The organism is Gordonia sp. i37, assembly GCF_002043085.1.
GTDB lineage: Bacteria > Actinomycetota > Actinomycetes > Mycobacteriales > Mycobacteriaceae > Gordonia > Gordonia polyisoprenivorans.
The window spans coordinates 1-11,465 of sequence record NZ_MVPX01000104.1 but is presented as its reverse complement, the minus strand read 5'-3'; the positions used below and the strand labels follow the sequence as shown (position 1 = coordinate 11,465).

The window sequence follows — 11,465 nt, the reverse complement described above, 5'->3', positions numbered from 1 at the left end:
GGTGCCTCGATTCGTCGATCCAGGACGATCTGCCCGAGCAGTCACGGGCATCGGCGTTCGGGCGATCGGAGACGGTGCTGCAGCTGTGCTGGGTACTCGGTGCCGCTCTCGGCGTGCTGTTGCCGACGACGCTGTGGGTGGGGTTCACCGTCGTCTCGGTGTTGCTGGGGCTCGGACTCGCGCAGACGGTGCTCACCGACCGCGGACGTTCCCTGGTCCCCGGCCTCGGTGGTGAGCGTCCCGAGCATGCCGAGCCGACCATGTCGTTCGCCGATCTCGGTACACCGGCCTACAGCCATCCGACGCAGCGACATGCCGCGGTCCGTCCGGATCGCCCGGACGGCCATCCGGGAGGCCGCCCCGCGGATCCGGCGTCGGCGCCCACCCGACCGCACCGACCGGCAGGCCCGGCGCGGGGTCCGTCGTCCCGCGATGCTTCCGGACCGGGTGCTCAACCCACCAAGCGGATGGGATATCACTAGAGCGTGGTCAACCCCGGTGAGAAGAAGGCGATCGCGATCATCGCCGCAGTGGCCGTCGCGTTCGTGGTCGTCGTCGCGGCAGGTGTCGGCATCCTGGTGGCCGGCAACACCGGCGAGCACAAGGATGACGCGTACATCCAGCTCGCCGTCGGCGGCGACCTCCACACGGTGCAGCCGGCGCGGTGGTGTGACGTGTTCGTGCGCGAGTGCACCCCGCCGCGGGATCAGCCTCAGCGCACGACCCCGCGGGTGCCGATCCCCCTGAACTCGACGGCGCTGCTGTCGGTCTCGGAGACGGTCGCCAAGGCTCCGTGGAATCTCACGACCCTCTACTGGACCCCGCAGGGCCTGGTGGAAGAAGAATCACCGCAGGCGTCGAACACCACCTACACGGTCGCCCTGCGGTCGCGCCCGGACCGGGTGCTGCTCGGCGTGACGATCACCGCGGCATCTGCGGTGGCGACCAACCCGGACGGGTCGACCGACATCGCGCGCGGACTGATCGCCGCCGACACCGCGCCGCCCAAGTGAGGGTGAGCTTGGGAGACATGCCCTAGCTGTCGAGCTCGCGGGCGACGGCGCGCACGACCTCGGAAATGCGTTGTGCGGTCTTACGATCCGGGTAGCGACCCTTGCGCAGATCCGGCTGCACCTTGCCCTCGAGAAGGGTGATGAGGTCGGCGACCATGCCATGCAGTTCGTCGGGGCTGTGCCGCTTGACCTCTTTGCGCGCGGCTTCACGGGTGTTCTTGGTGACGCTTGGCGCGGGTTCGAGCACGGTGACCGTCAATGCCTGCGGGCCCCGACGCCCCGCGGCCATCCCGAACTCCACCCGCTGGCCGGGCTTGAGCGCCTCGACGCCGTCGGGCAACGCCGACGAACGCACGTACACGTCCTCGCCGCCCTCTTGTGCGAGAAAACCGAAGCCCTTCTCGGCGTCGTACCACTTCACCTTGCCGCTCGGCACTGTGCTCACCTTCACTCGAACGTCGTTGTTTCATGCGGTCGATCCACCACATGAAAGGGCGCCCTGACCCACGACAATGAGCAAGGCGCCTGGTGATGCCAGTCTAGCCAATGGGCAAAACGGTTTCTCGAGGCAGCGTGAGCCGCGCGCTGACCGGGCACGACACCGTCATCGTCACCCCGGGTGCTCTACCGTGGAAACCATGGAGAGGAAGCACGGCGCCGGCGCCGGGAGCGAAGCGAGCGGGCCGAAGGCACACGGCGATCGTCGCTCGCTGACGCCGGGAGCCGGCGAGTCGCCCCCGTCGCGACTGCTGCAGGTGGCCGGCGTGGTGTTCGTGATCGGGGTGCTCGCGATCATCGCGTTGTTCGTCACCCCGGTGGCCGATCACGGCGAGACCGCTCCGACCGCGGTGTATCTGTTGACAATGTGCGCCCCGCTGGGCTTCTTGCTGGGCGTCGTCTACGCGTTGCGGTCGGGCCGCGGGGCCCGGTGATCGTGTGTCGGCTTCTGTCGATCGACCCTCGGTGATCGCCACCCACGCCGCTCTCGCGCCGGCATCGGACGAGGGTGCGCTGAAGCGGGCGTACAGCTGTTTTCCGTCGGGCGTGGTCGCGGTCTGCTGCCATCGTGGCGCGCCCGAGTCCCAGGAGTCCTCCGAGCCCACAGACTCAACCGGCCCGGAACTGGTCGGGATGGCCGCGAGTGCGTTCACGTCGGTGTCGCTGGATCCGCCGCTGGTGAGCGTGTGCGTGCAGAACACCTCGACGACGTGGCCGCGGTTGCGTGACGCCGGCACCGTCGGTGTCAGCGTGTTCGCCCACGACCAGGCACAGTTGTGCCGTCAGCTCGCCGGTCCGGCACCGCGACGGTTCGACGGTATCGAGCCGCTCGGTTCCGACGACGGAGCCCTGTTCATCCCGGGTGCGGCCGCTCACCTGTCGTGCACGATCGAGAGTGAGATCCCCGCCGGCGATCACCTGCTGGTGCTGCTGCGCATCCGGCGTCTCGACGCCGACCCGGATGTCGAGCCACTCGTGTTCCACGCCAGCACCTTTCGTGCTCTACAGGCACGGATTCCCGACGACGATCCCGCGCGCCGATGACCGTCGTCGATCTCGGCCTGCCGCTGCCGTCGGTGCTACGGCACGCGGCGGACGAGGCGCGGTCCGGGGCGTCGACCGCACCCACGTCCGGGCCGCTGCGCGACACCTTCGGCCGGGTGGCCACCGATCTGCGGGTGTCGGTGACCGACCGCTGCAATCTGCGCTGCGACTACTGCATGCCCGCCGAGGGCCTCGACTGGTTGCCGACCGAGTCGGTGATGACCACCGCCGAGTTCATCCGGGTGCTGCGGATAGCCGTCGCCGACCTCGGCATCCGCACCGTCCGGTTCACCGGAGGCGAGCCGCTGCTGCGCCGCGACCTCGAGGACATCATCGCTGCCGTCACCTCGCTGCCGCAGCGCCCGGAGATCGCGATGACGACCAACGGCCTCGGGTTGAGGCGCCGTGCCGCCGGTCTCGTCGAGGCCGGGCTGACGCGCATCAATGTCTCGCTGGACACCGTCGATCCCGCCCGGTTCGCCGAGATCACCCGACGTGATCGGCTGCCCGACGTCCTCGCCGGCCTCGACGCCGCCCGTCGCGCGGGGTTGTATCCGATCAAGGTGAACGCGGTCGTCCCCGATCGTCGGGACCTGGCCGGACTGGTCGACCTCGCCCGGTTCTGCCTGGACGCCGGATATCAGCTGCGGATCATCGAGCAGATGCCGCTCGACGCCGGACATCGGTGGGATCGGTCGCGGATGGTCACCGCGACGGAAATCCTCGACGTGCTGTCGGCGCATCTCCGGTTGCGTCCCGACACCGTGCCGCGTGGAGGTGCGCCTGCGGAGACCTTCCTCGTCGATGGCCACACCGACGCCCGTGGAGTACCTGCCCGCGTCGGCGTGATCGCGTCGGTGACGCGCCCGTTCTGCGGTGACTGTGACCGGACCCGGCTGACCGCGGACGGGGCGCTGCGCAACTGCTTGTTCGCCGACGCCGAGACCTCGCTGATGCCCGTGCTGCGGGGCGGTGGTGACGACGAGCTCGACGTCGATCGTCGGATCGCGCAATTGTGGCGGGAGAACACCTGGGCCAAGCGCGCCGGGCACGCGGTCAACACCGCGGGATTCCGGCAGCCGGACCGTCCGATGTCGGCGATCGGGGGCTGAGCGGATGCGTGTGACGATCCGTTATTTCGCCGCCGCCTCCGCGGCCGCGAAGACCGAATCCGACGTGCGCGACATCGCCGAGGACATCACCCTCGGTGAGCTCGAACACATTCTGGCAGCCGATAATCCGGAGTTGGCGCGGGTGTTGAAGCGGTGTTCGTATCTGCGCGACGAGATCGCGCTGTGCGACCGCACGCGGCGCCTCGGTCCGACGCACACGATCGACGTTCTCCCCCCGTTCGCCGGGGGTTGACACACCCGGCTCACTTGTGAACTTGATCACATAACGAGTCAATAACGAGATGGACACGAACCGGGCGTCACGCCCGTGAACTGCACGGACACCGAAACAGGGCCCAAAGACCCACCGGCACGCCGAAAATGGGTTGTCAGGACGGGGTGATTCCCGCTCTCAGACGTCGTACTGTACGAAGCGTCCTTCACAGAAGGTCACAGCACAGCAAACAACACACCAAGATTTCCACCGGTCGCGCCGAGCCTCGTTCCTCCGGTGGAATGACGAGCACACATCTTGGAACGAGGACGGGGGACCCACCCTTTTCCGCAAGGAAGAACGGACGTCGACAGACGCCCTTGGGGTTAAGTCCGGTCGCCGCACGGCGATCGTGACCGAGCACCTCTCGCTCGAACCCGACAGCTGACCTCGCAGGCGCGTGGAGAGAGGTTATTCGACTTATGTCCGGACGTCACCGCAAGCCGTCGACCACCACCGCAACCAAGACCTTCGCGAAGATCGCGCTGACCGGAGCCGTTCTCGGCGGCGGCGCGGCCCTGCTGGGCACCGGCTCGGCACATGCCGCCTCCGATTCCGAGTGGGATCAGGTCGCCCAGTGCGAGTCCGGTGGCAACTGGGCCATCAACACCGGCAACGGCTACCAGGGTGGACTCCAGTTCAGCCCGAGCACGTGGGCCGCCAACGGTGGCACCCAGTTCGCGCCGAGCGCCGACCAGGCCTCCAAGGAGCAGCAGATCACCGTCGCCGAGCGAGTCCTGGCCACCCAGGGCAAGGGCGCATGGCCGGTCTGCGGCACCGGGTTGTCGGGGGCCACCCCGCGGACCGCCCCGGCCGACACCCCGCGTCCGGATGCGCCCCAGGCGCCCGCCAAGGGTCTCGCGAACACCCCGAACGCCACCAGCACCGACCAGGCGATCGATCAGGTCAGCCAGGCCGGCGTCAGCCCCGAGGTGCAGAACCTGCTCAAGGCCGCCAAGGACAGCGGCTACCAGCTCACCCCGGATCAGCTGCGCCTGTTCAACGAGAACAAGGGACTCGTCCCGCTCCCCTGAACCCGATCGGTTCAGCCCTGACGAAGGGCCCCGCACGTTGCTCGACGCCGTGCGGGGCCCTTTTCCAATTGTCGGGGGGTGTGTCGGTTGTGGCCGGTGTCAGGTGGTGACCTGTATCAGGTGATGCCCGTGATCAGGCCGACCCGACCCACTCGTCGGTTCCGTCGCCGAAGAACTGGTGTTTCCACACCGGTATGCGCGCCTTGACCTCGTCGACGAGTCGCGCGCACAACGCGAACGCCTCGGCGCGGTGATCGGCGGCCACGGCGACGACGAAGGCGACGTCGCCGACCGACAGGTCACCCACCCGATGGGAGACCGCGACCGCCCGGACGCCGTCGGCGGCCGCACAGATCTCGGTGACCACCTCGGTGAGCACGCGCGGGGCGTCCGGGTGCGCCGAATACGACAGACTCGTCACCGTGCGGCCGCCGTCGTGGTCGCGGACCGCGCCGACGAACCCGACGACCGCGCCGGCATGTCCATCGGCAGCCGCGACGACGCGGGCCTCGTGGTCGGCGAGTGCGATCGGGTCGACGCTCACCGCCGTGTGCACGACCACCACCGGGTTGCCGGCGGTCATCGGTGACAACCATTCAAACGGTGACAACCATTCAATCGGTGACACGAGTTCATCAGTGGTCGCCGCCGCGGATTTGGTCGAGAGCGTGGTCGAGGACGGTGGCGAGGACCGAAAGGCCGTCGCGCACACCGCCGGTCGAGCCGGGCAGATTGACCACCAGCGTCGTGCCGGCGACCCCGGCGGTGCCACGGGAGAGGACCGCGGTCGGCACCTGCGGCAGACCCGCGGTGCGGATGGCGTCGGCGAGACCGGGGATCTCGATGTCGAGCAGCAGTCGCGTCTGTTCGGGGGTCCGGTCGGTCGGTGCGAGCCCGGTCCCGCCGGTGGTGAGGACGAGGTCGACGTCGGCGTAGATCGCGGCCCGGATCGCATCACCCACCGGTGGGCCGTCGGCGACGACGTCGAGCTCGTCGACGGTGAACCCGTGGTCGGTGAGCCACTCGGCGATGATCGGGCCCGTGCGATCGGGATAGGCACCACGGGAGGCCCGGGTGGAGGCGACGACGATCCGCGCGATGCGCTGCGTGCTCATGGTTGCATCCCGGGGTCCGCGTGTGGCCCGCGCTCGTCTCCTCGGTGCCAGTCACCGGACCGTCCGCCGGACTTCTCGAGGAGCCGGATTCCGTCCATGCGTGCGTGACGGTCGACGGCCTTGACCATGTCGTGCAGCGTGAGTCCGGCCACCGCCACCGCGGTCAGTGCTTCCATCTCCACGCCGGTCCGGCCCGCGGTGGTGACCGCAGCCGTCACGTCGATGTGATCGGTGCCGATCGTGAAGTCGACGTCGACCGACGACAGCGCAAGCTGATGGCAGAGAGGAATGAGCGAATCGGTGCGTTTGGCCGCCATGATCCCGGCGATCCGCGCGGTGGCGAGGACGTCACCCTTCGGCAATGACGACGAGGTCAGCAGGTCGATGACGGTGGTGCTGGTGCGAAATGTGCCGCCGGCAACGGCGCGGCGCTGGGTGACCGACTTGTCCCCCACATCGACCATGCGGGCCGTACCCGAGTCGTCGACGTGGGACAACCGGGCAGACGACTGCGGATCGGGCACCGCACTCACTCGGTCACCGCGCTCAGCGGTTGATGACCGTCTTGGGGTTGATGTAGTTGACCTCGTCGGCCGGCAGCGGGAACTCCACCTCGCCGAACGGCGACAACGCGCCGGGCAGCGCGGCCGCGAACTCCGAGACCGCGTGCTCGGGACCGTCGCCGTCGGAGGCCTTCGGCCAGCCGTTGTCCACGTAGTGCTTCTTCGAATTGCTCTCAGCCACGCGCATATTGTGCCACGGCGTGCTCCGCGGCACGCGGTGCGCTCACCGTTTGGTCCCCGACGCCCGCGTCGTCTCATCACCGACGTCCGCGTCGTGGGCCCATCGTTCGAATGATACGAAGGCCGATCTCAGAGCACGTTGGGTAAGGTCACAGGCCAGCGGTCCACCCCCGATCGAAGGAAGAATCGTGCCTCTGAGTCCAGGTTCGCAGGTCGCCGGCTACAAGGTGGTGTCCCTGCTGGGTTCGGGCGGGATGGGTGAGGTGTACCTCGTCGAGAACCCGCAGTTGCTGCGGCGGGAGGCCCTGAAGGTCATCTCGCTGGCCGGTGCGCACGACCCCGATTTCCAGCGGCGCTTCACCAACGAGGCGCGCACCACCGCGGCGCTCGATCACCCCAGCATCATCTCGATCCACCAGTACGGCATCAACACCGACGGCACCCCGTGGTTCACCATGAACTACCTCGAGGGCGCCGACCTCACCCACGGCGCGATCTCCCCGTCGGACGTGATCGAGGTGACCACCCGTGTCGCCGACGCCCTCGACTACGCCCACCGGCGCAACATCATCCACCGTGACGTCAAACCGGCCAACATCTTCGTCAGCCGGGACGAACACGGTCAGATCGCCCGGGTCACCGTGCTGGACTTCGGCATCGCCAAACTCGTCAACTCGACGTCACTGACCGCGACGAGTGCCTTCATCGGCACGCTGGCCTACTGTGCCCCCGAGGTGATCGAGGGTCACGACGCATCAGCCTCCTCGGATCAGTATTCGTTGGCGTGCACCCTCTTCCAGCTCCTGACCGGGCAGGCCCCGTTCACCACCACCACGCCTTCGGCACTGGTCATGGCGCATCTGACCAAACAGATCCCACCGATCAGCTCGCTACGCCCCGATCTCGGCACCCTCGATCCGGTGATCGCGAAGGCACTGTCGAAGAATCCCGCCGACCGCTACCCCGACTGCCGGTCGTTCTCGACGGCGCTGCGTCAGGCATTCGAGGGCCGGGGTCAAGCATTCGAGGGGCGGGGCAACCCCACACCGCCATCGCACCAGTCGAACCCGGCGGCAGGACCTTTCGTCGGGGCGAACCGCCCGTACTCCCAGCCGACCGTGCCACCGTCGCAGCCGACGCCGCCGCCGTCCTATGCGACGCCGCCGCCGTCGCATCCGAATCCCTCGCATCCAAACCCCTCGGTACCCAACCAGAATCCGTCCTACCCCGGCCAGATACCGTCCGCGATGCCCGGCGGCTACGCGCCGGCTGGCCCGACGGTCGCCAACAACCCACCCTCGCAACCGAATTCGCCGTATCAATCGGCACCGTTCGGCGCGCCCGCAGCGGCCGGCGGCATACCCCCGACGTTTCCGCCGGGAACGCCGCCGCACCTCATCGGTGGCGGCTATCCGCTCTCCACACCGGCGGCCCCGAAGAAGAAGCGCACCGGCCTGATCGTCTCCCTGGCGGCCGCCGCCGTGGTCGTCCTGCTCGTCGTCGGACTCGGCATCGCCTTCGCCGCAGGCGCTTTCCGCGGTGATGACGACCAGCCAACGGCCAGTGGACATCCCACGGTGCTCGCTGTCTACGGCAACTCCAGCTGCGGCATCTCGGCCAAGCAGTTGTATTGCTGGGGAGCCAATTACGACAATCAGCTCGCCAACGGCGGCACCACCGCGTCGCCCACCCCGGTCAAGGTCGATCTTCCCACCGTGACCGCGGTCTCGTTGGGTGGGTACGTCGACACCGACAAGGACTTCAAGACCAGCACGTGCGCGGTCTCGGGAGGTCAGGCCTACTGCTGGGGCGACAACGGCTACGGCCAGCTCGGCACCGGCACCACCTCCGACGCCCAGACGCCGACACCGGTGACCGGGCTGTCCGGCACGGTGACGGCGATCGCCACCGGTTTCGGCAGCACCTGCGCCATCGCGGGCGGCAAGCTGTACTGCTGGGGCAACAACGACGACGGGCAGGTCGGCGTGGACTCGGTCACCGACAAGACCTCAACCCCCACCGAGGTGACCGGACTGAGCGGCACCGTCACCGGCGTCGCCACCGCACAGGGCACCACCTGCGCCATCGCCGACGCCGTCTACTGTTGGGGCAACAACGACAGCGGCCAACTCGGCACCGGGGCCACCACGCGGGCCAACACCCCGCAGAAGGTCGCCGTCACCGACGCCGACTCCATCTCGGTCGGCACCTATGGCGTCACCGATGACCCGAACCAATACATCACCGTGTGCGCGTCGGCGTCGGGCAAGGCCTACTGCTGGGGCGACAACCGGTACGGCCAGATCGGCGACGGCACCAAGAACGCCCAGCACACCCCGACGCCGGTCGTCGGGCTGACCGGGGTCACCCAGATCAACACCGGTTGGGGTTCGACCTGCGCGGTGTCGCAGGGCAAGTTGTTCTGCTGGGGAGACAACGAGGGACAGCAACTCGGCATCGGCTCCGGGTCGGCGACCACCTCGCCGACCCAGATCACCGCCCTGTCGGGAACCGTCTCCGCCGTCGAGACCGTGCTGGGCACGACCTGCGCGGTCGTCAACGAGACCTCGATCTACTGTTGGGGCCGCAACTCCGCGGGCCAGGTCGGCAACGGCGACAGCGGCGACGACAAGGAAGTGTCGACCCCGGCGCTGCTGAACCTGCCCGCGTGAGAAGGGGTCGCGTGGCGCGCTCGGTAGAATCGGCCGAATGAGTTCCGATGATCGGGCCGACGGGCTTGCCGGCGACCTGATCTCGCGCACCGACGATCAATTGGCGGATCTGTTCGCACTGCGTCCCGACCTCGCCTCCCCGCCCCCGCAGGGCAGCCGCGTTCTCGCGCAACGTGCGCTCTCCGCGGCGTCGGTCGCGCTGGCGGGCGAGCGTCTCGACCTGCTCGACATCGCCGTGCTCGAGGTGATCATCTCCGCGGGCCCACCGGCTGCGGCGACGGTGTCGGCGTCGTCGGTGCTCGACGCGCTGTCCGATCGCGCCGGGCACGACGACATCCTCGAGCGCATCGCCCATCTGCGTCGGCTCGCCCTGATCTGGGGCCCCGACGACGCCCTGCACGTCGCCGGCAATGCGACTTCGGCGCTGCCGTGGCGCGGGCTGCACCTGACGGGCCCGCTCGCACACGTGACACCCGAGGACCTGCGGTCGCGTCTCGACGCCCTCGACGAGCGGCAGCGCGAACTACTCGCGGCGCTCTCCCGGGGCCCGGCGCTGGGTCGCAGCCGCGACGCGGCACCCGACGCCGACCCGCAATCGCCGGTCGCACGCCTGATCGCCGACGGTCTGCTCGCGCGGATCGATCACCAGACCGTCGAGCTCCCTGCACAATCGGGGCAGTTGCTGCGGGGTGAACCGGCTCTGCGCACCGACACCCTCGAGCGTCCGGTACCCGACGATTCCTCGGCGCCGCGCCGGTTCTCGGCCCGCGACATCGACGCCGCAGGTGGTGGCGAGGCGCTGGAACTGATCCGGCACGCCACCACGGTGCTCCGCGCACTGGGGTCGGCGCCGGCGGCGATCCTGCGGTCGGGGGCCCTCGGCGTGCGGGAGTTACGCCGCCTGAGCAAGACCACCGGCCTCGATCAGCCCCGGCTCGCACTGATCGTCGAGCTCCTCGGTCACGCACGATTGATCGACTCCGGATTTCCCGATCCCCCACCGGCCGGCGACACCGGCGAGCACGCCTTCGCCCCGACGACGACGTCGGACACCTGGCTGCACCAGCCTCCGGAACGCCAGTGGCACACCCTGCTCGAGGCCTGGCTGACGATGCCGCGCAACGCCTGGCAGGTCGGCGAGCCGGACCGCGACGGCACCACGATCCCGGCGCTCTCGGCCGAGATCTACGACTCCCACGCCCCGACCGTGCGTCGCACCATCCTCACCGCGCTGCGGCGGACGGCGCCGGCGACACCGGTGTCGGTCGCCGGGCTCGTGGCCACCCTCGGCTGGGATCACCCGCACCAGATGCGTCGTCTCACCTCGCGGGTGGTCGGTGCGACGCTCGACGAGGCGCGCGCGGTCGGCGTCGTCGGGCATCACGCGTTGACCACGGTCGGGCGGGCGGTGCTCGACGCCGATCCCGCCGACGACGATTCGGCGGTGCTCGCCGCCATGCGCAAGGCGCTGCCGGCGCCGGTCGATCATTTCCTCACCCAGGCCGATCTAACGATCACCGTGCCCGGACCGATGACCGCCGAACTCGCCGAACAGGTGGAGCTGGTGGCCGACCTCGAATCCGGCGGCGCCGCATCGGTGTACCGGATCAGCGAGGACAGTGTGCGCCGTGCGCTCGATGCCGGCCGGTCCAGCAGTGAACTGATCACCATGTTCACCACGCATTCCCGCACACCGGTGCCGCAGTCGCTGACCTACCTGATCGAGGACGTGGCGCGCCGACACGGTGCGCTCCGGGTCGGGATCGCCTCGTCGTTCATCCGGTGCGAGGATGCCGCGACCCTGGCGGCGGTGTTGCGCAGTGATGCCACCGAACGTCTGGCGCTCCGCGCGCTGGCACCCACGGTTGCGGTGTCGCCCAGCGAGATCCGTGATGTGCTCGACGTTCTGCGCGCCGCCGGATTCGCCCCGGCCGGTGAGGATTCGGCGGGTGAGCTCGTC

At 69.0% G+C, this 11,465-nt stretch carries 13 protein-coding genes, 1 pseudogene and 1 riboswitch; of the genes and pseudogenes, 9 read left to right on the top strand and 5 right to left on the bottom strand.

Annotated elements, in window-relative coordinates:
• Together B1964_RS04855 and B1964_RS04850 are read left to right on the top strand one after the other, a co-directional pair.
• Window positions 1–482, top strand: a pseudogene (locus tag B1964_RS04855) (MFS transporter); the annotation flags it as partial.
• 3 nt (window positions 483–485) lie between these two features.
• Entirely contained in the window at window positions 486–1,013 is a 528-nt protein-coding gene (locus tag B1964_RS04850; protein WP_006367769.1) for a DUF2771 family protein, read from the top strand.
• A gap of 22 nt (window positions 1,014–1,035) precedes the next feature.
• On the opposite strand, the gene B1964_RS31405 is transcribed toward B1964_RS04850, so the two are convergent.
• Entirely contained in the window at window positions 1,036–1,449 is a 414-nt protein-coding gene (locus B1964_RS31405) for a cold-shock protein (RefSeq protein WP_006367768.1), read from the bottom strand.
• A gap of 274 nt (window positions 1,450–1,723) precedes the next feature.
• Here B1964_RS31405 and B1964_RS04840 point away from each other — a divergent pair, with 274 nt between their 5' ends.
• From B1964_RS04840 to B1964_RS04820, 5 genes are all read left to right on the top strand, one after another.
• Window positions 1,724–1,945, top strand: a complete 222-nt coding sequence (locus tag B1964_RS04840) for a hypothetical protein (RefSeq protein ID WP_079929058.1) — start codon at window positions 1,724–1,726, stop codon at window positions 1,943–1,945.
• 31 nt (window positions 1,946–1,976) lie between these two features.
• Window positions 1,977–2,555, top strand: coding sequence for a flavin reductase family protein (locus B1964_RS04835; protein WP_020170212.1), 579 nt, complete (start codon window positions 1,977–1,979; stop codon window positions 2,553–2,555).
• The gene (gene moaA, locus B1964_RS04830; RefSeq protein WP_079929057.1) at window positions 2,552–3,667 is read left to right on the top strand and encodes a GTP 3',8-cyclase MoaA; all 1,116 of its coding nucleotides are present in this window, start codon (window positions 2,552–2,554) and stop codon (window positions 3,665–3,667) included. The genes B1964_RS04835 and moaA overlap by 4 nt, the downstream gene beginning before the upstream one ends.
• A 4-nt stretch (window positions 3,668–3,671) precedes the next feature.
• Entirely contained in the window at window positions 3,672–3,920 is a 249-nt protein-coding gene (locus B1964_RS04825) for a MoaD/ThiS family protein (protein WP_079929056.1), read from the top strand.
• A 261-nt stretch (window positions 3,921–4,181) separates the two neighbouring features.
• A riboswitch (cyclic di-AMP (ydaO/yuaA leader) is annotated at window positions 4,182–4,356 on the top strand.
• Window positions 4,357–4,363: 7 nt separating this feature from the next.
• Window positions 4,364–4,975, top strand: a complete 612-nt coding sequence (locus B1964_RS04820) for a transglycosylase family protein (protein WP_014361278.1) — start codon at window positions 4,364–4,366, stop codon at window positions 4,973–4,975.
• 133 nt (window positions 4,976–5,108) lie between these two features.
• Here B1964_RS04820 and B1964_RS04815 read toward each other — a convergent pair whose 3' ends face one another.
• The 4 genes from B1964_RS04815 to B1964_RS04800 are packed head-to-tail and all read right to left on the bottom strand — an operon-like array spanning window position 5,109 to window position 6,840.
• Window positions 5,109–5,558, bottom strand: a complete 450-nt coding sequence (locus tag B1964_RS04815; protein WP_020170208.1) for a molybdenum cofactor biosynthesis protein MoaE — start codon at window positions 5,556–5,558, stop codon at window positions 5,109–5,111.
• Window positions 5,559–5,610: 52 nt separating this feature from the next.
• Window positions 5,611–6,090: a molybdenum cofactor synthesis domain-containing protein gene (locus B1964_RS04810; protein ID WP_006367761.1), complete on the bottom strand. Its 480-nt coding sequence runs from the start codon at window positions 6,088–6,090 to the stop codon at window positions 5,611–5,613.
• Window positions 6,087–6,623 carry a cyclic pyranopterin monophosphate synthase MoaC gene (gene moaC, locus B1964_RS04805; RefSeq protein WP_014361281.1) on the bottom strand — a complete coding sequence of 179 codons (537 nt, stop codon included), beginning with the start codon at window positions 6,621–6,623 and terminating at the stop codon, window positions 6,087–6,089. Before moaC ends, B1964_RS04810 begins: the two co-directional genes overlap by 4 nt.
• Before the next feature lie 13 nt (window positions 6,624–6,636).
• Window positions 6,637–6,840 (bottom strand): hypothetical protein, encoded by a 204-nt coding sequence (locus tag B1964_RS04800; RefSeq protein ID WP_014361282.1) that lies wholly within the window; start codon window positions 6,838–6,840, stop codon window positions 6,637–6,639.
• Between the two features lie 181 nt (window positions 6,841–7,021).
• On the opposite strand from B1964_RS04800, the gene B1964_RS04795 reads away from it, so the two are divergent.
• Window positions 7,022–9,505, top strand: a complete 2,484-nt coding sequence (locus B1964_RS04795; RefSeq protein ID WP_079929055.1) for a protein kinase — start codon at window positions 7,022–7,024, stop codon at window positions 9,503–9,505.
• 37 nt (window positions 9,506–9,542) lie between these two features.
• The coding region (locus B1964_RS04790) for a helicase-associated domain-containing protein (RefSeq protein WP_079929054.1) at window positions 9,543–11,465 on the top strand (1,923 nt) is incomplete at its 3' end.